General features: G+C 46.8%; 23 protein-coding genes. 12 read left to right on the forward strand and 11 right to left on the reverse strand.

Annotation, left to right across the window (positions count from 1 at the left end; all coding sequences use genetic code 11):
• Window positions 1-388: 388 nt before the first annotated feature.
• Window positions 389-535, reverse strand: coding sequence for a hypothetical protein (locus tag NC994_RS16225; protein ID WP_190437427.1), 147 nt, complete (start codon window positions 533-535; stop codon window positions 389-391).
• Window positions 536-668: 133 nt separating this feature from the next.
• Entirely contained in the window at window positions 669-989 is a 321-nt protein-coding gene (locus NC994_RS16230) for a hypothetical protein (RefSeq protein ID WP_348225588.1), read from the reverse strand.
• Between the two features lie 136 nt (window positions 990-1125).
• On the opposite strand from NC994_RS16230, the gene cbiD reads away from it, so the two are divergent.
• The gene (gene cbiD / locus NC994_RS16235; RefSeq protein ID WP_190437432.1) at window positions 1126-2286 is read left to right on the forward strand and encodes a cobalt-precorrin-5B (C(1))-methyltransferase CbiD; all 1161 of its coding nucleotides are present in this window, start codon (window positions 1126-1128) and stop codon (window positions 2284-2286) included.
• Between the two features lie 238 nt (window positions 2287-2524).
• Window positions 2525-4072, forward strand: a complete 1548-nt coding sequence (gene guaA, locus NC994_RS16240; protein WP_199292247.1) for a glutamine-hydrolyzing GMP synthase — start codon at window positions 2525-2527, stop codon at window positions 4070-4072.
• A 200-nt stretch (window positions 4073-4272) separates the two neighbouring features.
• Here guaA and NC994_RS16245 read toward each other — a convergent pair whose 3' ends face one another.
• Entirely contained in the window at window positions 4273-5205 is a 933-nt protein-coding gene (locus NC994_RS16245) for a cation diffusion facilitator family transporter (RefSeq protein WP_190437619.1), read from the reverse strand.
• A 145-nt stretch (window positions 5206-5350) separates the two neighbouring features.
• Between NC994_RS16245 and NC994_RS16250 the strand changes: the two genes are divergently transcribed.
• The gene (locus tag NC994_RS16250) at window positions 5351-5692 is read left to right on the forward strand and encodes a hypothetical protein (RefSeq protein WP_190414730.1); all 342 of its coding nucleotides are present in this window, start codon (window positions 5351-5353) and stop codon (window positions 5690-5692) included.
• A gap of 247 nt (window positions 5693-5939) precedes the next feature.
• Window positions 5940-6332 carry a hypothetical protein gene (locus tag NC994_RS16255; RefSeq protein ID WP_190429804.1) on the forward strand — a complete coding sequence of 131 codons (393 nt, stop codon included), beginning with the start codon at window positions 5940-5942 and terminating at the stop codon, window positions 6330-6332.
• A 421-nt stretch (window positions 6333-6753) separates the two neighbouring features.
• On the opposite strand, the gene NC994_RS16260 is transcribed toward NC994_RS16255, so the two are convergent.
• The 5 genes from NC994_RS16260 to NC994_RS16280 all read right to left on the reverse strand — a co-directional run bounded on the left by NC994_RS16260 (window position 6754) and on the right by NC994_RS16280 (window position 9883).
• Window positions 6754-6996, reverse strand: coding sequence for a DUF4327 family protein (locus tag NC994_RS16260; RefSeq protein WP_190437435.1), 243 nt, complete (start codon window positions 6994-6996; stop codon window positions 6754-6756).
• Between the two features lie 295 nt (window positions 6997-7291).
• Window positions 7292-8962 (reverse strand): glycoside hydrolase family 3 N-terminal domain-containing protein, encoded by a 1671-nt coding sequence (locus NC994_RS16265; RefSeq protein ID WP_190437437.1) that lies wholly within the window; start codon window positions 8960-8962, stop codon window positions 7292-7294.
• A gap of 5 nt (window positions 8963-8967) precedes the next feature.
• The gene (rbfA, locus tag NC994_RS16270; protein ID WP_190414734.1) at window positions 8968-9369 is read right to left on the reverse strand and encodes a 30S ribosome-binding factor RbfA; all 402 of its coding nucleotides are present in this window, start codon (window positions 9367-9369) and stop codon (window positions 8968-8970) included.
• A gap of 51 nt (window positions 9370-9420) precedes the next feature.
• A complete protein-coding gene (locus NC994_RS16275; protein WP_190414768.1) occupies window positions 9421-9627 on the reverse strand; it encodes a DUF751 family protein in 207 nt (68 codons plus the stop codon).
• Window positions 9628-9748: 121 nt separating this feature from the next.
• Complete coding sequence (locus tag NC994_RS16280; RefSeq protein WP_277879659.1) at window positions 9749-9883, reverse strand: hypothetical protein; 135 nt, start codon at window positions 9881-9883, stop codon at window positions 9749-9751.
• 106 nt (window positions 9884-9989) lie between these two features.
• Between NC994_RS16280 and NC994_RS16285 the strand changes: the two genes are divergently transcribed.
• From NC994_RS16285 to NC994_RS16295, 3 genes are all read left to right on the forward strand, one after another.
• Entirely contained in the window at window positions 9990-10823 is an 834-nt protein-coding gene (locus NC994_RS16285) for a DNA adenine methylase (protein WP_190437440.1), read from the forward strand.
• Between the two features lie 158 nt (window positions 10824-10981).
• Window positions 10982-11650 carry an SOS response-associated peptidase gene (locus tag NC994_RS16290; RefSeq protein ID WP_190414736.1) on the forward strand — a complete coding sequence of 223 codons (669 nt, stop codon included), beginning with the start codon at window positions 10982-10984 and terminating at the stop codon, window positions 11648-11650.
• 173 nt (window positions 11651-11823) lie between these two features.
• A complete protein-coding gene (locus NC994_RS16295) occupies window positions 11824-12915 on the forward strand; it encodes a DUF3616 domain-containing protein (RefSeq protein WP_190429801.1) in 1092 nt (363 codons plus the stop codon).
• A 195-nt stretch (window positions 12916-13110) separates the two neighbouring features.
• Here the strand turns inward: NC994_RS16295 and NC994_RS16300 are convergent, their stop codons facing one another.
• Window positions 13111-14124: an SGNH/GDSL hydrolase family protein gene (locus tag NC994_RS16300; protein WP_242030334.1), complete on the reverse strand. Its 1014-nt coding sequence runs from the start codon at window positions 14122-14124 to the stop codon at window positions 13111-13113.
• 281 nt (window positions 14125-14405) lie between these two features.
• On the opposite strand from NC994_RS16300, the gene NC994_RS16305 reads away from it, so the two are divergent.
• Window positions 14406-14603 carry a hypothetical protein gene (locus tag NC994_RS16305; RefSeq protein ID WP_190414739.1) on the forward strand — a complete coding sequence of 66 codons (198 nt, stop codon included), beginning with the start codon at window positions 14406-14408 and terminating at the stop codon, window positions 14601-14603.
• Window positions 14604-14804: 201 nt separating this feature from the next.
• Here NC994_RS16305 and NC994_RS16310 read toward each other — a convergent pair whose 3' ends face one another.
• Window positions 14805-16184, reverse strand: coding sequence for a cytochrome P450 (locus tag NC994_RS16310; RefSeq protein ID WP_190437448.1), 1380 nt, complete (start codon window positions 16182-16184; stop codon window positions 14805-14807).
• 217 nt (window positions 16185-16401) lie between these two features.
• On the opposite strand from NC994_RS16310, the gene NC994_RS16315 reads away from it, so the two are divergent.
• Complete coding sequence (locus NC994_RS16315) at window positions 16402-17034, forward strand: AAA family ATPase (RefSeq protein ID WP_190429809.1); 633 nt, start codon at window positions 16402-16404, stop codon at window positions 17032-17034.
• Window positions 17035-17039: 5 nt separating this feature from the next.
• The gene (locus NC994_RS16320) at window positions 17040-17699 is read left to right on the forward strand and encodes a hypothetical protein (protein WP_190437451.1); all 660 of its coding nucleotides are present in this window, start codon (window positions 17040-17042) and stop codon (window positions 17697-17699) included.
• 305 nt (window positions 17700-18004) lie between these two features.
• On the opposite strand, the gene NC994_RS16325 is transcribed toward NC994_RS16320, so the two are convergent.
• Window positions 18005-19126, reverse strand: a complete 1122-nt coding sequence (locus tag NC994_RS16325) for a site-2 protease family protein (protein ID WP_190429797.1) — start codon at window positions 19124-19126, stop codon at window positions 18005-18007.
• A gap of 271 nt (window positions 19127-19397) precedes the next feature.
• Between NC994_RS16325 and NC994_RS16330 the strand changes: the two genes are divergently transcribed.
• Window positions 19398-19895, forward strand: a complete 498-nt coding sequence (locus NC994_RS16330) for a 2TM domain-containing protein (protein ID WP_190437454.1) — start codon at window positions 19398-19400, stop codon at window positions 19893-19895.
• A 369-nt stretch (window positions 19896-20264) separates the two neighbouring features.
• Complete coding sequence (locus NC994_RS16335) at window positions 20265-20744, forward strand: hypothetical protein (protein WP_190414745.1); 480 nt, start codon at window positions 20265-20267, stop codon at window positions 20742-20744.
• Window positions 20745-20763: the final 19 nt, after the last annotated feature.

Here is a 20763-nt window from a genome sequence, read left to right on the forward strand (position 1 = left end):
AAATTGTGACCAAAACGCTGGGCACTTTCTAGTTGTGCCTGTAGGTCTGGTGTTTCGTGAGTTTGGGGTTTCTCCTGAACTGGGAAAGGGCGCGGCTGAAACTGGCTGTTAACTGGTACGAGAGTAGAATTTTGCGGAGCTTTTTGGGGGTCGTGCGATCGCGTTGCCATAGTTACAAATAACTTCTTCTATTTAGTTCAGTTAAGGAATAACTGAGAGCCATTAGGCTCATAGATCGAACCTAAGCGAGAACTCACGCTGTAAGTAGAGTATATTTACGGATTTTCTAATTTCGGAGAGTTAGATATAGCAACACAATGTAATAAATCGACTGTTGGAGAAGAAATCTATACCACCCAAATGTTGAGTTGAGAACCGTTTTTCCTAGTCAATTCGTTAAGGCGATCGCTTGAATGACCAATAACAAGCGAATGGATTCTGAAAAGGCTGCCATTGCTGAATTCACGTGTACTGATGAAGTGACTCCTGAACCGGACAAAGCAGTAAGGTGAGGCGTTAACTTTGTCCGCTCCAAAAAAATATGCTTCTCTATCTTGGCTCACAACTGGGATGATTGAGCGGTTCTCACTTGTATTTAATACATCGGGAGGTTAACACAGCTAGCTCTGTGTTAACCTCCCGATGTACTGAACGCTCATTGACAACGGCTATAACGCAAAGTTGTTCTGAGCCGATTCCAGAACGGCTTGCGTCGCCACATCCAGAAATTCAATCGAAAGAGTCTTGCCTAGTGCTACGGCTCGCTTCATTCCAGTCAGTAAGCACTTGACTCCGTCCCTTTTCACGGCGTTGACTGACAGCAGATCTACTACGACAGTGTCAGTTGCCAATTCCAAGGCTTGCTCTAGAGACTTGCCGAAGGCGGGGCTGGTGACACTATCTAGACAACCGCTGGGTCTTAGTACCACTGTGCTAGGGCGAATTTCCTGGCAGACAAATTGAGCGCGGGGTTTGGTGACTGAGTTCATAATGGCTTTCATGGGATTTTTTAAAACGTGTCGTCAATCGAAGAACACAACCTATCTACAAACACATTCCACTAAAATCCCGAAGGTTCTGATGTCAAATGTCACGCTTGTCAGTGTTTGCGATCGCTATTAAACAATGATCTGTCCCCAACCCCGGTCTGGATATACATTGCCCGTGTTTGCCTGTGCCGCTGCTGTTGCCGCCTTGCGCTGGTTGCAGCAAGGAGCGTCACCGTTGGACGCCGTGCCAGTAGATTTAATTGAACCCGCCGAAACGGTGTTGATTCCGATTGAGCAGGTTGCCGGTATCGGTGAAGGGATGGCGTTAGCGATCGCTCGTAGCGATCCTGGCGATAACCTTGACCTTACCCGCAACACGCCAGTCTGGGCGCTGGTAGAAATTAAAAATCAAGGATTAAAAATTAATAATGAACAAAAAGAGTTTTTAGATCCTCCGCCCTCAGTCACGATCAAAGGCGGTGAAGGGATCGGGCGTTTGGTGAGTGCTGACGATCAACCCGCTATTTATCGTTATGCTCAGCGGCTGATCCGAGAGAATTTGGAGCGGATGCTGGAACCTGACGAGAAAATCCAGGTGACGATTATTTTGCCAGAAGGGCGTAAACTCGCTCAACGCACCTCAAATGAAGCCTTTGGGGTTGTGGAAGGACTCTCCTTACTCGGAACAAGCGGTATTTCCCAACCCCTGAGTGCCCCCGGACAACTGGAGGCTTTCCGCGAGGAACTGCAACAGAAGGCTAACTGTTTTGATTGTTTGGTGTTTTGTATCGGGGAAAATGGCTTAGATTTAGCCCAGCAGTTGGGAATCAATCCAGAAAGAATGATTAAGACAGCGAATTGGCTGGGACCATTGCTAGCATCATCAGGTGTGCAAAAAGTCAAGAATATTTTATTATTTGGCTACCACGGAAAATTGATGAAACTTGCGGGTGGAATTTTTCACACCCATCATCACTTGGCAGATGGACGTCAGGAAATTTTGACCGCTCATTGTGCGAATCTCGGTTTACCAACGCCGGTATTGCAGGCAGTTTTGAAAAGTGCCACTGCTGAAGACGCCTTGAAATATCTGCGCCAATTGGATGCAGCAGGTAGTACCGATTGGGTGGGGCAAGTTTATGGCGCGATCGCTCAAAGCATTGACAAGCGAGCGCACGATTACATCCGCACTCACAGCGAACAACTCGTTACGGTCGGTTCCGTCCTGTTTGACCGCGATCGCCAAATTATCGTTAAAAGTAAAACAGGTACCTCGTTACTGTATCAAGTGTGTTAGTTTTATATGAATACACATCAACTTAATAAATAGCAATAAAGAAGTTTTTTATCTGCCGCTATTGTCAGTGGCGTAATCGAATCATGGAAGACTGGCTAATAGCAATAAACAATTAGCCAGTTTTTAATCCATTAAAGACTATCTGTACATCTGTACTCTACCTACTCAGGATAAGCCGGTGACTCTCCAGACTGAAACACCGCCTCAAATCGAGTATTTGGGGCAACTAAATCGCCAAATGATTGTGATTCTTGACTTCGGCTCTCAGTATTCTGAACTGATTGCCCGTCGGATTCGGGAAACACAAGTTTACTCGGAAGTTCTTTCTTATCGCACCACTGCCGAACAGCTACGACAGCTAAATCCCAAGGGCATTATCTTCTCTGGTGGCCCAAGTTCAGTGTATGACACGGGTGCCCCCCATTGCGATCCGGAAATATGGAACCTGGGGATTCCCGTCCTGGGAGTCTGTTACGGGATGCAGATAATGGTGCAGCAATTGGGTGGGGAAGTCACCAAAGCTGACCGGGGTGAGTATGGCAAGGCGTCGCTATTGATTGACGATCCCACAGATTTGCTCACCAATGTGGAAGATGGCACGACCATGTGGATGAGCCACGGGGACTCTGTAACCAAGATGCCGTCGGGGTTTGAAGTTTTGGCACACACGATAAATACGCCAGCCGCAGCGATCGCTCATCACGAGAAAAAGCTCTACGGAGTTCAATTCCACCCTGAAGTCGTTCACTCAATTGGGGGAATTGCCTTAATCCGTAACTTTGTCTATCACATCTGCGACTGCGAACCGACTTGGACAACAGCGGCGTTTGTTGAGGAGTCGATTCGAGAGATTCGGGCAAAAGTCGGCGATAAGCGGGTGTTGCTAGCACTTTCTGGCGGCGTTGATTCTTCCACGCTTGCCTTTTTGCTGCACAAGGCAATTGGCGACCAACTGACGTGCGTATTTATCGACCAAGGCTTCATGCGTAAGTATGAACCAGAACGGTTGGTGAAGCTGTTCCACGAGCAATTTCACATTTCTGTCGAGTATGTGCAAGCACGCGATCGCTTCCTCAATCAAATTGAAGGAATTAGCGATCCTGAAGAAAAGCGTCGCCGCATCGGGCACGAATTTATCCGCGTATTTGAAGAAGAATCTCGACGCCTTGGCCCCTTTGACTACCTTGCCCAAGGTACTCTCTACCCCGACGTGATTGAATCAGCCGACACGAACGTCGATCCCAAAAGTGGCGAACGGGTGGCAGTGAAAATTAAGAGTCATCACAACGTCGGCGGCTTGCCCAAAGATTTGCGCTTCAAGTTGATCGAACCTTTACGAAAATTGTTCAAAGATGAAGTGCGAAAAGTCGGTCGCTCGATTGGATTGCCAGAGGAAATTGTACAACGGCAACCCTTCCCTGGTCCCGGACTGGCGATTCGCATTTTAGGCGAAGTGACGGCAGAACGGTTAAATATCCTGCGGGATGCTGACTTAATTGTTCGTCAGGAAATTAATCGCCAGGGGATGTACCACGACTTCTGGCAAGCTTTTGCCGTGTTGCTGCCGATCCGCAGCGTAGGCGTAATGGGCGATCAGCGCACCTACGCTTACCCGATTGTCTTGCGCTTTGTTTCTAGCGAAGATGGCATGACGGCAGACTGGGCGCGTGTTCCCTACGATTTGTTGGAAACGATTTCCACCCGAATTGTGAATGAAGTTCGGGGTGTGAATCGAGTGGTTTACGATATTACTTCTAAGCCACCTGGAACTATCGAGTGGGAATAATAAAGTAGTAAGAATTTTTAACGCAAAGGTACCCAAAGGTTAGCGCCAAGGTACGCAAAGTTTAAGAGACAGAGCTTTCACTCTGTCTCTTTTTGGCTTGAAAGAGCGGTTCAACTGGATTTTGAAATAAATTATGTTTTCTTTAACTTTTGTGGAAAACTCGTAAAATTCTGTGGAAAAGTCCCCTCATCTGTGGAAAACTACCTAGATTTTGATTCTGCTTCGTAGGTAATTTGATCGGATTGGTAAGCAGGTGGCTCGATGTGAATCAAAATTCGGACGGGGCTAAATCTTTCTTTTAGGCGGTTCTCGACTTCTTCTGTAATTTGGTGGGCAGTTTCTACATCGGTGACGTCTACAATCAAGTGCATTTCGATGAATACCTGACGCCCAACAACGCCTCTAGAAGCAATTTCGTGACAATTAATCACTCCTGGAACTTGGATGACGATCCCATGAATGGCTTCGGGCGCGATCGCCATCTCATCGACTAGCCAGGGCAAATTATCTTTAATCACGTTCCAACCACTGCGAAACACTAACAAGGCAACGGGAAAGGAGAGAATAATATCCAACCACTGAAGTTGCGGCAGATTCAATACCTGTCCTTGCCAGACGCCAATCAACCCACCCAAAACAGCAATTGTCACCCAGACATCGCTCATGGTGTGCTGGGCATCTGCAATCAAAATGGGGCTGCCTACCTGCTGCCCAACATGGCGTTCGTAGAACGTGACAAAAATATTCACGCCCAGCACAATCAGCAGCAACCACAGCTCTGAGGGGGAAATGATGACGGGTTTACCACCGCCGCTGAGAATTCGCTCAATTGCCCCTTGCAGAATTTCAAAGCAGGCAATTCCTAAGAAGGCGGCAATTCCTAACGCTCCCACACCTTCAAATTTCTGGTGTCCGTAAGGATGATCCCGATCGGGTTGAGGTGAAGAAAATCGGCTGGCAATTAATCCCAAAATGTTGTTGGCGCTATCGGTAACGCTATGCAAGGCATCCGCTAGCAAGCTGAGAGAACCCGTCCACGACCCCAGCACTGCCTTCAACGTCATTACGAACAGGTTGAGCAGTAGGGTAATGATTAAAACCTTACGCACTGCCGAGCGGTTATCTGCTACCACAGAATTTTCCTCACTCGCCATTTAGAGTTCTATGGCATTCAGTCTAAAGCTTGTGGCTTCACCTTGCATCTATCCTCTTGTAAATGCTGTCTGTTCTAAGTTATGAGTGATAAGTTGATTCACAATTCAAAACTCTTGATTGCTCATGTCTTCTTCAAAACTCATCCTCAACTTGGTTGAAGGTTCTGTTTCCTTCAGCTTTACGCCCCAGGCAGCCCAAGATTTACAAGGCGCGATCGCTCAGTTGATGCAGAGTCTCAAAGTCATTGCAGGTGGCGGCGGCAAAACCAATCCCCAAAAACCAATGGAATATCGATACACGGGGGATGTCTTTCTAGAGATTTTCTGCAATCCTAATATCTGGCCGACTCCCTTTGCCGCTAAAGTTTTGATCTCCCTCCGAGATGACCGCATTCGCCTGACTACGGAGGCAGAACTCACTCGCTTAATTGAGGATGTTAATCAGTATTTAGAACAGATGGGCTAAAACTGGGCGGGCAAATGGTTTCTTTAGATTCTTTCTTAGGACAGATGCTACTACCCTAAGAAGTCTGCAAAATGTCCCTTTGTGTGTGCTAAATGGTAGCATTAAGACGCCAGATCCTGCGTTTGTTTACTCGCTTGGCGGAAAGCCGAAAGCTAGAAACTTAAAAGTGAGTGGTGCCGAGCGGTTATTTATCGAAAGCGATCGCTAAGGGCTGTCTAACCTTCATTCAATCTGACTGATTTATCTAATGAACTCTAATAATCTGCTGGAGTTAGTACAAAAAGGATTTCGCGTTACTTTGGGTGCAACCGCTTCTCTAGTTGAGAGCGTACAAGACACTCAAAAGCGAGAGCAAAATCTTGAGCTGTTAAAGTCAGACGTCAATCTGGTGGTTCAACAGCTAGCAGAAAAAGGAGAGATTACGGAGCTTGAAGCCCGCACTTTCCTGAATTCTCTAATGGCGCAAGCCAATGATGCAGCTAGCACACAATCTTCTGGAACTCCGAGCCGCCCTGCGACAACGCCGGTGACAACGGTTGCCCAGCCAGATATGCAATTGGAGCTAGAGGAGCTAACTGCACAAATTGCTGCAATGCGAACTGAGTTAGAAAAGCTGCGCGACCCCAACTCAGGGATTTAGGTCGGGGATTGCTAGCAGCTTTATCAAAGCATTTATTAGGCTTGCTCCTAGTAGCCTATCTGAAAGTTTGTGCTGAGCAAAACGAAGGAGTTGAAGTGTTGTCACGCATCTCGGTTTGAGCAGAGATCCTACAAAGAGATTTGCGCGATCGCAGCGCGATTGTTGATGACAACGTTACGCCAACGCTCCACAACGTTTTGCTCAGAATGGCATCTTCACTTTTTGGATAGGTCTAACAAGCGAACTTAATTATTCGCACTAGAAAGAATCAGAATATTCTCCAAACCAGGCTAATTAAGAATCAACAGGTGAAAGAATAAAAGCAGTCTTTCCTTAAGTTGAGACAAGCGTGGAATCAAGCTTGTCCTGAGTTTCACTGTTTCCAGTGGAACTTTAGGATTGTCTTAAAGGTAAAAAAATATCAATCGTTCTCCCATTGTTCTTGCCCCATCAGATCGCCTATGCGATCGCGGAGTAAGATATTGCATCTTTCTAATTCACACTCAACACAAACCCACTCCCGTGCAGGGATGTACTGGCACAGAACGTAGATGGGTTGCTGACGAGTCACAATTCCTTTCTCCACCAATTGACGGGCTTCTTCTTGAAGAACGTCGATGGAGTATTGCACAGATGATTTAGGCGGCATTATATCAGCAGTCATGGTCTCAGCCTCGAAACTAACGAGCTACGACTATAACTTAATATAATCCAATACTGCTTAGCGCGGAAATAATTTTTGAACAGTATATCAAGTTACAAATGAATTTATTCGTTTAATAAGGATTTCAAAAGTCAGGGAACTTTGACATAAAAATATATCCTTATGCTGATGAAATTGTCGAAGAACGGGTCTATTTATAATTAAGCCTGTATTTTCAAATTGAAGACACCGTAAATAATCGGTGATAACGGTTATGACATTGATTAACAAAATTAATCAATGTGTTGCACAGTTGCTAAATGCTTAGAGCTGGGGCACCGAACAAAACTTCAAGGGCGATCGCCTGAGCCGCTGGCATCTGCCCGTAAGAAAACACACAAGGGATATGTGGGGGCAGATGTGGGAGAAACTGTTCCAGAAGATAAGGACTGCCGTAAATCACTAGCGCTTGGAGTTCGGCATTGCCTAAGAGTTTTTTAAACAAGTCCTGAGCCAACGGTGTCAAGCCAGCACTGCCCCGGAAAGGATTCCCACGGATGAACAGCTGGAGTAGGGTCGGTTGGGCATTTAAACCCGATTTATGATAAAAGACCCAGCCAGGAATTAAGGTGGTGTGGGGATCGAGTAGTTGGAGTTGATAACCGTGCTGTTTTGGCAGAGCCACAGCCGGTGCTTGTTTATCGAGAAAATCACAATTCAGGGTGTCATCCACCACGATTAAGTTGCGTAAGTTGCCCTGACTGGGAAGTAAAGGAATTTCGCCATGAACGACGAGCGCCTCTCGCACGATGTTGGCAGATGTGGCGAGGGCGTGTGGTTGAGCTAGTTGGAGGAGATGGGGAGGGAATGGTGAAGGCGCTGGTTGGACTTCAGGCGCGAGCGCCCTTGCCTCTACAGGCGGCTGTGCTGTGCCTTGTTGGACTCGGCGCTTGGCTGTCCAGATACGCTCAACAGAGGCACGAATTCGCGCCTCTGAAATGCGTCCCTGTGCTACCGCGTCGCACACCGCTTGGATAGCACCCGCAGGATCGACTGGCATCAGCAAAATATCTGCACCGGCTTCGACAGCTAAGACTGGAGCTTCATTTGCTCCATAGCGGTTGGCGATCGCTCCCATCACCAATGCATCGGTAACAATTAATCCCTCAAATCCCAGCTGTTGCCGCAGCAGTTGAGTCAAAATCGGTTGGGAAAGGGTGGCAGGGCGTTCGGCATCCCAAGCCGGGATCAGGAGATGGGCACTCATTACGGCATCTACACCGGAGGCTGTACCCGTACCGATTGCTTCTTGAAACGGCAGTAACTCAATCTCAGCCAGTCGTGCCGGGGAATGGGGCAAGACGGGCAAATCTAGATGGGAATCCACCGCCGTATCGCCATGTCCGGGAAAATGCTTGGCAGTCGTTAACACCGGATAAGCTTTCGCCCCCCGGATGAAAGCAGACGCTAGTTGACTCACTTCCTCTGGGGTTTCGCCAAACGCCCGGACGTTAATCACTGGATTATTAGGATTGTTATTCACATCCACAACCGGCGCAAGCACCCAGTTGATGCCAATCGCGAGGGCTTCCGAGGCGATGATGCCTCCCATTTGTTCGGCGTATTTCAAGGCAAGAGAGGCATCTTTCCGGAATACTGCCCCGATTGCCATCGGTGGCGGAAACCAAGTTGCCCCAGAAAAGCGTTGTCCGACGCCTTCTTCAATATCAGCCGCGATCAGCAAGGGGGTTTTTGCCCAATCTTGGAGTTGTTGCGATCGCAGTGCTAATTCTCCAGCACTGCCTCCCAACAAAATGACCCCCCCGACGCCCAAATCCTGCACCCAGTGTTGCAGAACTGCCGCCGGTGGTTCCCAATCTGGATACTGAATTTGGTGGTCGAACAGGTAGCCTGACGCCCGTACCACGACCATTTGCGCTACCTGTTCTGCTAGAGAGAGCGATTCCCACTCCGGCAGCAATGCCACAGATTTCAATCTTCTGCCTCAACGATGTCTTCTTCTTCCACTCTCGCCGCCGGACGGTCTTGATTAAGCTGATTCAACAAAGACAAAATGCGATCGCCCCTTTCCAGAGAACGATCTTCCTGAAACAGTAACTCTGGTGTCCGACGCAGCCGCAACCGTTGACCGAGTTCGCTGCGGACAAAGCCAGTTGCTGCTCTTAACCCAGCCATCGTTTCTACCTTTGCTTCCTCGGTGCCATAGATGCTGACGAAGATTTTAGCGTGTTGTAGGTCGCCTGACACATCCACATCGGTGACGCTGACCATGCCAGCACCCACGCGATCATCTTTGATTTCGGTTAGCAGCATTTGGCTGATTTCGCGTTTAATCAATGCGGCAACGCGAGAAACGCGGCGACTTGTAGCCATAATCATCTGCTGCCTTTAAGACAGTGTGAGCAATGCTTTTACTCATCCTACCTAAATCGGACTCACTCCCAGCATCGCCCGTAGGGTTAGGGTAATAAAAGTTAAGGCTGCCACCAGAAAGCCCATCAAAGCGATCGCGCTGGTTCGATTTTGGAGTAGCGGTTTCAACCACCCAAAGGTATAAAAGAATACCCCTAGGATAATGGTGACAAAGTAGCGGGGGTAGCGAGAGATATTTTCCCAAAAGCCATCAAACATATTATTTAAAGTAGCCGACACAAAAAGCGGCGATAAGTCACTGCATCTTAACTGGTAACATTTGTCTGCGAGTTCGACAAGCTCGGCATCGTCCCTAAATGGGGTTTCGTCGAGAGATGGTTCACCAAGCGTCCGGTGGTAGCAGGTTACTACCCACTATATTTGTGCAACCGCGACATATTGACTCATAACACATTGCCCGATAACACACGGACTCATAAGAGCGATCGCGTGTTTTGGTCGCGGTGATAGTCATTTTTTTCCTCTTGTCGAACCCGCTAGGTATTCTAAATTAAATCATATCCCCCCACTTCCACAACAACTGTTACAAACGCTTTAATTTTTTTAGATAGCTAGAAGCAATGTCAACTCAGACGACACAACAAGAAATAGCGCGTCCTTTTCTAAAATGGGCTGGTGGTAAAAGCCAGCTAATTCAGCAATATATTCCCTATTTTCCCCCAAAATTTACAACTTACTATGAGCCATTTTTGGGTGGCGGCGCTCTTTTCTTTCATTTATTGCCAAAAGTATCTATTTTGACGGATATTAATGCCGATTTGGTCAATGTTTTCCGATGTGTAAGGGATGAAGTAGAACCGCTAATTGAATTCTTGCACCAGCATCAAATGAATCATAGTAAGGAGTATTATTACTGCGTGCGATTGATGCAACCTAACACCCCTCTAGAAAGAGCTGCTCGATTTATTTACCTCAACAAAACTTGCTTTAACGGATTATATCGAGAAAACTCAAAAGGGGAATTTAATGTTCCCATTGGGAAATACAAAAATCCAAAGATTTGTAATCCAGCTTTACTTAGGGCAGTTTCCGCTGCGCTTCAGAGTGCCCTGATTGATGTTAGACCTTTTGAAGCTGTCTTGCAATCTGCAAAGACCGCTGAAGATTTTGTTTTCTTTGACCCACCTTATTATCCTCTAAGCCCTACTAGTAACTTTACCGCCTATAGCCGTAATTCTTTTAATGAAGCTGACCAAATTCGGCTTAGGGATGTCTTTGCAGAGCTTGCGAATCGTGGTGTCAAAGTGATGCTTTCTAATTCTGACTGCCTGTTTATCCGAGAAATTTACAGCAATTTTAATATTTATGAGATATCAGCTTCCAGAATGATTAATTCCAATGCTAGAAAACGGGGCAAAATATCTGAATTGTTGATCGCATCTTATGCAAAATAACTGTTTACCCATAAAATAACGTAAAGTATTTGCCGTACAATTTTATTGAATTATTGGCATTTGTTATAATAGGATGTATATATTATTCGACCGTTGAGTGTTAATTGCTCGATTGAAATAAGCTTGCAAATTTGTAATTTACCGCGTGGGATAGAAGTATGTGTGGAAGATTTACCCAAAGTAAGTCCGCTGAGACAATCGCCCAAGCATTCCAGGTAAATGATGTTCCTCTTTTGATGCCTCGTTATAATATTGCGCCCACCCAGCCAGTACAGACAGTTTTACAAAATACCGAACAGTCTCAACGACAGTTCAAAATGCTGCATTGGGGGCTAATTCCCCGTTGGGCAAAAGATCCAAAAATGGGAGCAAAACTGATTAATGCACGGGCGGAAACGGTAGCCGAAAAACCGGCTTTTCGGGCAGCTTTTAAACAACGACGTTGCTTAGTAGTCGCGGATGGTTTTTATGAGTGGAAGCAGCAAGACGGGAAAAAGCAGCCATTTTATTGTCGCGTGAATGATGGACAACCTTTCGGCTTTGCTGGTTTGTGGGAGCATTGGGAAGGAGAGGATGGTGAGGAAATAGATTCTTGCACGATTTTGACAACAGAACCCAATGAGGTAATGCGCCCGATTCACAACCGAATGCCAGTCATTCTCGATCCAAAAGATTATGATTTGTGGTTGGATTCACAGGTGCAAAAGCCGGAGTTATTACAGCCTTTGTTGCGTCCATATTCAGCAGAAGAAATGGCAACTTATCCAGTCAGCACAAAGGTAAATAAACCAATGAATGATACGGCGGAGTTGATCAATAGCCTCTAAGCGATCGCACTCTCAAGATAGTCGGGTGAGCATCGATCGCCTTACCTTCCAGTTTGCCTCCTCAAATACTTCCAAAACTTCTGTCTTCCGGTAGAGGGTAAAAACCAGTCAAGCGTGAGCTATGCTGGCAGTGATTTCTATCGAGTCCAAACCGTTTTAGGAAAGCAGCCGTTATGCCAGAAAGTTTCTTGCTCAGCCGCGTACTCATTCGCTTCAACGGCAAAGCTGATGAACCTCTTAGTCAAGATTTATCAGCGGCTGCTTTGACACCTGATGGCAGTTTGTGGGTAGGTTCTGATGAAACGAGAACGATTGAGCGCTTATCCCCTGTCGAGCCATATATCTTCAGCAAACATCAGCAATTTTTTGTAAAAGATTTTATCGATTTAGCCGATCCGGAAGGCGAAATCGATATCGAGGGAATGGATTATACAAACCATTATCTTTGGTTCATCGGTTCCCACAGTACAAAGCGTAAAAAAATAAAGGGCAAAGACCTTGAGAAGGATCTTGATAAACTAGCAACCATAAAGTTTGAACCAAACCGTTATTTACTTGCCCGGATTCCTGTAGTAAAAGGTGAATTAGTTAAATCAGTCTCTCACCCAGAGCAGCCAGATAAAAAACTGACAGCAGCCTGTCTGCAAAAAATAGGAAATAGTAACGTTCTGATAGAAGCACTCAAACAAGATCGGCACCTAGGGGCATTTCTAACAACTTCTATCCCCTCTAAAGAAAATGGATTTGATATCGAAGGCTTAGCGATTCGGGGAGATAGGATTTTTATCGGCTTGCGAGGCCCTGTACTGAGAGGGTGGGCAATTATTTTAGAGGTTGAAGTTGCAGAAACCGAGCCAGGAATTTTAACGCTGAAGAAAATTGGCAAAGATGGGAAGCAATACAAAAAACATTTTGTAGAGTTGAATGGGTTAGGTGTCCGGGAACTATGTCTGGATGGTGAAGACTTGATCGTTCTAGCGGGACCCACGATGGATTTAGAAGGTGCGCTGAGAGTCTTCCGCCTGAAAAATGCCTTACAACGTGATGAAAACAGCATCTCTTGGCAGAAAGAGGGAGATTTGGAAGTGTTGTTTGATCTGCCTTTCAGATTTGGTTCCGATCATGCGGAAGGGTTGGCACTGTTTCCCTGTTTAGGACAACCAAATTCTCTAATGGTGGTTTATGATTCTCCGGATGAGAATAGAGTCGTGAAGCCGAATGGTATTTTTGCAGATGTCTTCAGTTTGAAGTCTCTACCTTGTTAACTCTCAGGGACACGGCATTGCCGTGTCCTTACAAACAATATGTATTGCACGTTCATTGAGAACCTCACTAATCGCTAAATGTGTTGGAGATTATTAGCCCTTAGCAAAAGAGAAAAATGCGAACTGACAAGTTAGCGATGCTAACGCGATCGCGTCCTTCCTATACTAGCCACGCAGGAAAGGGCAAATCGCTTCTTAGGATTTGTTTTTCATCCCCTGAATGCGCGTCACGATTAATCCGCCACCAACAGCACCTAATAATATAATCCCGCCTACTGCGATAGTAGGTTCAACCGTGGTTTGAGAGCTAGAAACTGTGCGAGGTTCGAGCGTAGATTTTAGCGCTGGGAAGGCTAATTCTACAAATAACTTATGGGCGGCAGTCGTAGGATGAATGCTATCCCAAAATAAATATTCGTTTGGATTGTTACATATTTTGGATCTGCTAACGCAGGCGTTGGTTACATTCGTGAAGCCGAATTTTTTTGGATTGTTGGTGACTTGATTGTAAAGAGAATTGACATCAAGATAGGTGATTTTGATATCAGAGTTGAGTTGCTGACGCAAACCGTTGAGGGATGCGGCTAATCCAGAATTATGCTTCTTTGTTAAAACGTTGAGGGAAGCGGAACGTTGAGTTGTGCGCGTGCCGGGAAGCTTTCCTAAATCTGGTAAGTTAACGACTACGATATTTTTTGCACCTGCTGCGGAGAGGGACTTCACGGCGATCGCTAAATTGTTGATGGGGACCGTAGAGTCGGTAGCGCCTCTTAGGTAATCATTGGCACCAGCCCAGACAACATACAGAGCCCTCGGATTAGCAGCGGAATGGGTTGCTTTAAAAGTCTCGATTTGTGCCAGCAATCCGGGGGTAATCTGCCTAGAATTGCCTGTGGTAGCACCTCCGTAGGCGAAGTTCGTCTCTGTACTAGATTTTAATTTCAGCTTAGAGGCGAGATAATCTGCCCAAACAGGGCCATTGGAATAGCGTCCTTGAAAGTAGGGTGGATTTGGGGGATATTGCCCGTTGGTAGCCTGTAATACATTGCCAACATCAGAGAGGCTATCTCCAAAAACATAAATCTGATTAAAATTTTCTGCCGAAACCGGATTCGGAAATCCCAAAACGCTGAAGAGCGTGAGAAGCGCAAGGACACGCCTAGGCTTTGCGATCGCTGCTTTGGCACTCGCCATGCACAACTTTTTCATGAACATCCCCAGAAGATCCGATTAGAGTTATCACCAGCCGCTTTCTCCTTGTAGCAAAGTTTCTGGAAGATGGCTGAGCGAGTAGCGATCGCTTGAGAAACTGTGCTTGTCATTTGCAATTCATCCATAAACGCGATCGCGCTTATGCTTGGGGCCTTTCAAGTCTTTACCCTAACTCATGTTTCAAAAATGTAACTTTAGCTACTTTTTACTGAAAATGTCATTAAAATATGACTTATACGGTCTTACCGCGTACCCGTTCTATCAGCAGAGGTTGTCTTATGCCAGAACTTATCTGTACTGTTCCCGTTCCCAAAACCCCACAAGAATTGGAACAAGCCGTTGAGCAATACATCACTAGCGATATCAGCGGTACTGAACTCATTTGTAAGTGGCAAGCCATCCGCGATGCTTCCCTAGATCAAGACTTTTGCGTGCCTACTGATAGCGACCAAGTTGCAGGCGGAGACAGCTATTAAGTTACATCTATTGGCACGGATTGGGCGCTTAGGAGTATGGGTTGATTAACCCCCCATTTCCGGCGTAGGGGTATGGCATTGCCATACCCCTACAGATTGGGACTTTTGTAAGTTATTTAGTCCATGTTCATTGGCAATAAATCGATAAAAACTCCCCCAGATGATCTGAGGGAGTTTGATTTTAAGTTTTCAAAAACCGAATTACACCGAGACTGGAGTATTTACAAGCTTCTTTAGCCGAGGAGTTGCAACCATTTTCATTCCTTCCGGTGCGGCTAAAGTCAAACCCCGACGCACTGGAATCACCGGACGCTTATTAACGAGCGACACTTGAAAATGCGACACAATTGTCGCGAGAACCAATTTCATTTCATACATGGCAAATGCCATCCCGATACAGCGACGATTTCCGCCACCAAAAGGCAAATACTCGTATGGAGAAAATTGCCGTTCTAAAAAGCGCTCTGGCTTGAATTGCTTCGGCTGTGGGAAAGTTTCCTCCCGATGGTGGGCTAAATAGATACTGGGGACGATAACCGTTCCTGGGGGCAATTTGTAGCCGGATATCTCAATGGGCGATCGCACAACCCGAACAAAGGTATTCGCAGCAATTGGATAAATACGAAGCGTTTCAGAGCAAACTGCCGTTAGATAGGGCAGTTTGGCAATGACACTCGGATCTGGATCGGCGTCAACATCCAACTCAGCGAGCAGTTTGTCGCGCACCTGCGGTAATTGGTCAACCCAGTACAAAGCCCACGTCAGCGCAGAAGCCGTGGTTTCATGTCCGGCGACTAGCAGAGTCATTAACTCATCGCGTAACTCTACATCCGTCATCGGTTGACCCGCTTGATCGCGAGCAGACATCATTAAGCTGAGGATATCTTGCCGATTCGGGTTAGCTTCCGCTCGACGTTCCGCAATCTGAGCGTAAATCAGTTCGTCAATTTGTTTTATTTGGCGCAGCATCCGACCCCAAGGACTCCAATCGCCTAAATCTTGTTTAAGAAACTCAAAAAAGAAGGCGCTGGAGTTGAAGCGGGAAGTCATCAAGTCCAGGGTTGAACCGATTAAGCTGCGTAGTTGTTCCAAACGCGACCCCTCATCTAGTCCAAACACCACCCGTAAGATGACGCGCAGGGTGATTTCTTGCATCGACGCACGGATGTTGAAGGGTTTGCCAACCGTCCATTGATTCATCACCTGCTCGGCGATTTCAGAGATAATCTGACCGTAAGCCCGCATCCGTTCGCCGTGAAAGGGAGGGGTTAACATCTGTCGTTGGCGCTGATGGCGATCGCCATCCAGCAGGAGCAGAGAATTGTCTCCCATTAAAAACTCTAACCCGCTGTTCCCTCGCCCAGCGTCTAACTGACTAGAATCAGCAGTGAAAATCGTTTGCAGTGCTTGTGGTTGGCTGAAATAGACAATCGGAGTCCCCTGGCTTCCCTGGATGGTGAAGGTGTCACCATAAGCTTTTGCATAATCATCCAGGTACTTGATGGGCTGAAAAATAAATTTCATTAACCGCAGCGATCGCGGAGTGTTTGGCCCCTTAGGCAGGTTATGAGTGAGTTCCATTGAGGCGTTTTGTGTTCAGAGCTATTCGATTCTATTGTGGCGAGTTTGGAGGGCGGAGTGTTGGCTTTCAACCCGATGTCCTCAGAGGGCGATCGCTTGCTTCTTATCGTAGCGATTGACAAAGATTGCGCCAGTCAAGCGCTGCGCTAAGGCACAAAAAGCTCCCCTCGATCCCATTAAGCGGTATATTCGGTGGAGTCAGCATCACAAGCGAGCAGTGCCAAGAATAATTGCGATTCTCAACGGAAAGGGAGGAGTCGGTAAAACCACTACAGCAGTCAATCTGGCTGCAACCTTCTCGGAAGAAAAACGGGTTCTTCTGGTCGATGCAGATATTCAGGGTTCGGCGACTTGGTGGGTTGAGCGTAGCGAGAAAGGAATGGGCTTCGATCTCGCTCAAGAGACAGATCCAAAACTTTTAGGTCGTTTACGTAAGATAGAAGGCTACGATTTAGTAGTAGTGGATACGCCTCCAGCATTGCGATCGGAAGCATTAGCGGCGGTAGTAGCGATCGCTGATTATCTGGTTTTACCCACGCCTTGTGCGCCGATGGATCTGGCTGTACTCATTGAGACAGTAAGGGAAGCCGTCATGCCAGTTGGAGTTGCCCATCGGGTACTTCTGACCAAGGTGGATGCGCGAAGTTTGGGGGAAGCACTGGAGGCTCAAAACACACTTCAAGAGTTAGGAATTCCTGCTTGCCATAGCTTTGTCCGTGCCTACAAAGCCCACGAACGAGCGGCTCTTGAGGGGGTGCCAATTCATCAATGGGCGGGGAAAAAGGCACGGGAGGCGGAAGCAGACTACCGCCGCGTGGCTAATGAAATACAGCGTGATTGGAGAAACTAAAAATAATGGCTAAAAAACGTATCTCAGACTTACTACACGAAGAAGCACAAAAATCCCCAGATTCAGCAGATGAACCTGTTCTAGAGGCGACCGTTGAGGAAGTTATAGAAGTGGAGGCGGAACTCGTAGAGGATTCATCAACAGATACGCCCGATAAAACTCCTGCTAAAAACTCAAATCCAACGAAGGCTGACTTAGAAGCAAGTGTGACAGAGTTAAAAACAGCTCTGGATCAAGCACGCGAAAGGGAAGAAGCTCTACAACAGCAAATTACCAATTTGCAATCCAATTTGGATGAGCAAAAATCTCTGATGGCTGACTTAAAAGGTGTTGTGAAGGAAACCCGTAAAGTGGAAGCTTCTTTACACCAGCAAATTGCCAATTTGCAGGCGGATTTGGATGAGCAAAAAAAATTGCTAAACAAGCATCAAAAAGCTCAAGAGCAAGCCAAACAGTTGAAAGCAGAGCTGGAGCAAGCCAAAAAAGCAGCGATGCAACTTGCAGAAGCGAACTCTAAGCTAATTGAAGAAGCCAATGCTCTACACAAAGTGCCGCAAGCTGCTCAACCACAGAAGCACAAAACATCTGAGCGGGTATCTAACATTTTCTCTGAACCTCCAACCGATGAGCCTGCTGATTTTGCCTCAAAAAGTTGGTTGCTGTAAATACTCTTAGTAAAGAGGGCGAATAGAATTCGCATCTATACAGACTAAACCCACCTATGCGGGTTTCAAAAGTCCGCGTTAGCGTAGCGTGTGCGTTAGCGCATAGGCGGATTTTGTTGAATAGAAGCGAAGCAACTTCTGCCCCCCGTCTTCTTGAAGGGGGGTAAGGGGGTTGGCGTAGCCGCGATTTCTAATTGCCAGGTATATTTGCAAGATTGGGATGTATAGCAGTAGGGGCGGGTTATTAACCCGCCCCTACATCTAAGCGCACTTGTTATTTAGCTGAATTCAAAATCCGAAATTGATTAAGCAGGATTTGCTTGCGCTCTTCTCTGGAGTAAGTTGAGAATCGAAGCTTTTTCCAGAAGTCCTACTAGCACGCCGTTTTCACGAATCACGGGTAGTTGAGTGAGTTTTTCTTGTTCTAGTAGTGTCACCACTTCTAGTAAAGATTGATCGGATTTGACGGTTGTGGAGAATTCGACGGGTTTTGTTAGCTGTGCGACTGATATTTCAGTCCACTGGGAGGTTGGGACAGCTTTGAGATCGTCAACTGCGATCGCTCCCACTAATTGTCCTTCCTCATTGGTAACTAAGAACCGCGACGCTTCGTTTTTGCCAATGATGTACTCGTTAACAAACTCTCTCAGGGAAAGCGATTCAGACACAATTGGGCTATCACTCATAACTGCGTCTTCTGCGGTCAAAGCAGCTAGTTGTTCCTGCACTCTAGCAGCTTGGGTTGCTCGACCCGCGTTTTGCAGCAAGAACCAACCGATTAACAAGTTCCAGAAGTTAAGACCGCCGCCTAATAGTAGCGGAACCAGACCAGAAGCGATCGCTATCCAACCAATGACTTGACCGGCGCGACCCGCAAACACGACACCTTTATAAGGATTGCCGGTGATCTTCCAAACCAACGCCTTGAGGATATTCCCACCATCCAGGGGCAAGCCAGGAATCAGGTTAAACAGCGCCAGCACTAAGTTGACGTAAGCCAGCACTCCGAGGATTGCTCCAAACGGCCCGGAAATGCTCGTGGTAAAGCCAATCGCGCTAATTAGACCAAACAGCGCCAAACTGACTAAAGGCCCTGCGATTGCCAGCCAGAATGCTCCTGCTGGGGTCTTTGATTCTTTTTCTAAGCTGGCGAGACCACCAAACAGAAATAAGTTGATAGATTTAACTTCAATTCCCTGCTTGATAGCCACAAAACTGTGTCCCAGTTCGTGCGCCAAGACGGATGCAAACAACAGCAGCGCCGCAATTAATCCCAGTAGCCAGGGTAATCCCCCGCCGAGTCCGGGAAATTGAGCCGCTAGTCCACTGCCATAACTCACCGTCACCCAAGCCAGGACAAAGAACCAGGTTGGATGTACGTTGAAGGGAATTCCGAATAAATTGCCGACGCGAATCGTGCCGTTCATTACGCCACCTCTGCTTTAACATCTGAGAGGCTTAAATTGAACCTCTCTTTCTTGCACCTCTTTATCGTAACGATATGTAACGAGGATTTTAATCTTTCACCTACCGTACTATCCGTCCGTTAAGGTTCGGTTTTGGAATAGCCTAGTGTGAGGCATTCTTACTTTTGCCTCGGCATAATAGAATCAGTACTGCTCTTGAAAGGCTGACTTCTGCATCACGTCCTTGGGGCAGAAAATCTCTCCCAACCTCGACGACCGCAGGTGCCTTCCTATGCCCGTCTCCGAAACTCAAATCACCCGCTCTTATAATCAAGAACAGATTCAGCAAATTCTCCAGATAGCGATCGCGCGTCAAACTGACGACACAGAATTTACCCGCGAACAGCTACTGGAAATCGCCTCTGAATTAGAAATCTCTCCAGAGTGCCTTCAGGTGGCAGAACAGCAGTGGCAAGCCAAACAGGGAGAAATCCAAAAGCGGCAGGATTTTAATCTCTACCGACGCACCAAATTACAGAAACAAGCTGGCAAATATACAGTTGTCAATTCGTTTTTGATGCTGCTGAATTTAGTAAATGCCGGTCAGCTTTCTTGGTCTTTATATATCGCCTTATTCTGGGGATTAGCTCTAGGGCTTAATGCTTTGAATACCTTTCAATCGGGAGGCGAAGATTACGAAAAAGCCTTTCAAAAATGGTATCGTCAGTACCAATTGAAACAATCACTGACCACTGTTTGGGATAAGGTTCTCAAAGCTTGGCAGACTTAAAACAGATTCCCCTAGCGAAGAGAAATTTGCGGCTACGCAAAGGAAGGGGGTTGAAAATCAGTCTTTATGAGCAAGAATTTTGTCTAGAGACGTTGTATGCAACCTCTTGGGATTCGGTAATTCATGCTTGGCAGATATGCCAAAGGCGCGATAGCGAAGCGCTGACTTGTCAGTTCGCGAAAGCGTTGCGAGGGATTAGCCTCGCGCTGACTTGTCAGTTCTCATTTTCCCCCAGTCAGCATATCTCCTACAGGAACAGCTTTCGTTTGCCTTAAAATAATCCTGTCGGCTTGGTTAAACTAACCAGACTTTTACGGCTAGACAAGTTACGGCTAGACAAGTTCTCTCTGCATTCTCCCTGCATTAGATATGGTTCAGTACACTCTCGCACAAAGCCCAGAAGTCATCCTGACTGTTTCAGGCAAAGATTCAAAAAAAGCCCGTGAGAAAGCGATGGAGCAGCTCATGGAACTCATGGATGCAGACAAGCTACCCACCGATCTCGAAGATGGATTTAGTCCGGAACAACTGATTGAAGTCAAAGAGCTGGAAGCGGATGGGACTAGCGATGAAGACGCCGTAACCCAAGCTGTACAAGTTTTGAGCAACCTTGCCACACTGAAGCTGAAGGTGCAGGAATCACGCGCCGAGGCGCTCAAGGTTCGCGCTCAAGTAGATATCCTATTTTCAGAAAAGTCGGTGAGTGAAGAGGAAATCGCGCAACTCAAGGACGGTTTTAAGGTTCTCAAAACCTTTGCTCAAGTGAATCTGCGCTACCACGAGGCTCGCTCGAAAGCAGAGCAAGCTCGGAGCGTGTTAGATCAAGCTTTAAAGTCTCCTGAGAGCTAATTTCTCTGCTTAGGCGCAT

This window comes from Trichocoleus sp. AS-A1, from assembly GCF_039962015.1.
In the GTDB taxonomy this organism is placed as follows: domain Bacteria; phylum Cyanobacteriota; class Cyanobacteriia; order Cyanobacteriales; family FACHB-T130; genus FACHB-T130.

Coding starts and splice junctions, on each gene's coding strand:
- NC994_RS16290 (WP_190414736.1), top strand. CDS start 10,982: ATGTGTGGAAGATTTACCCAAAGTAAGTCCGCTGAGACAATCGCCCAA.
- cbiD (WP_190437432.1), top strand. CDS start 1,126: ATGATCTGTCCCCAACCCCGGTCTGGATATACATTGCCCGTGTTTGCC.
- rbfA (WP_190414734.1), bottom strand. CDS start 9,369: ATGGCTACAAGTCGCCGCGTTTCTCGCGTTGCCGCATTGATTAAACGC.
- NC994_RS16295 (WP_190429801.1), top strand. CDS start 11,824: ATGCCAGAAAGTTTCTTGCTCAGCCGCGTACTCATTCGCTTCAACGGC.
- NC994_RS16330 (WP_190437454.1), top strand. CDS start 19,398: ATGCCCGTCTCCGAAACTCAAATCACCCGCTCTTATAATCAAGAACAG.
- NC994_RS16310 (WP_190437448.1), bottom strand. CDS start 16,184: ATGGAACTCACTCATAACCTGCCTAAGGGGCCAAACACTCCGCGATCG.
- NC994_RS16300 (WP_242030334.1), bottom strand. CDS start 14,124: ATGAAAAAGTTGTGCATGGCGAGTGCCAAAGCAGCGATCGCAAAGCCT.
- NC994_RS16285 (WP_190437440.1), top strand. CDS start 9,990: ATGTCAACTCAGACGACACAACAAGAAATAGCGCGTCCTTTTCTAAAA.
- NC994_RS16320 (WP_190437451.1), top strand. CDS start 17,040: ATGGCTAAAAAACGTATCTCAGACTTACTACACGAAGAAGCACAAAAA.
- NC994_RS16230 (WP_348225588.1), bottom strand. CDS start 989: ATGAACTCAGTCACCAAACCCCGCGCTCAATTTGTCTGCCAGGAAATT.
- NC994_RS16255 (WP_190429804.1), top strand. CDS start 5,940: ATGAACTCTAATAATCTGCTGGAGTTAGTACAAAAAGGATTTCGCGTT.
- NC994_RS16275 (WP_190414768.1), bottom strand. CDS start 9,627: ATGTTTGATGGCTTTTGGGAAAATATCTCTCGCTACCCCCGCTACTTT.
- NC994_RS16250 (WP_190414730.1), top strand. CDS start 5,351: ATGTCTTCTTCAAAACTCATCCTCAACTTGGTTGAAGGTTCTGTTTCC.
- NC994_RS16335 (WP_190414745.1), top strand. CDS start 20,265: ATGGTTCAGTACACTCTCGCACAAAGCCCAGAAGTCATCCTGACTGTT.
- NC994_RS16305 (WP_190414739.1), top strand. CDS start 14,406: ATGCCAGAACTTATCTGTACTGTTCCCGTTCCCAAAACCCCACAAGAA.
- NC994_RS16325 (WP_190429797.1), bottom strand. CDS start 19,126: ATGAACGGCACGATTCGCGTCGGCAATTTATTCGGAATTCCCTTCAAC.
- NC994_RS16260 (WP_190437435.1), bottom strand. CDS start 6,996: ATGACTGCTGATATAATGCCGCCTAAATCATCTGTGCAATACTCCATC.
- guaA (WP_199292247.1), top strand. CDS start 2,525: ATGATTGTGATTCTTGACTTCGGCTCTCAGTATTCTGAACTGATTGCC.
- NC994_RS16280 (WP_277879659.1), bottom strand. CDS start 9,883: ATGACTATCACCGCGACCAAAACACGCGATCGCTCTTATGAGTCCGTG.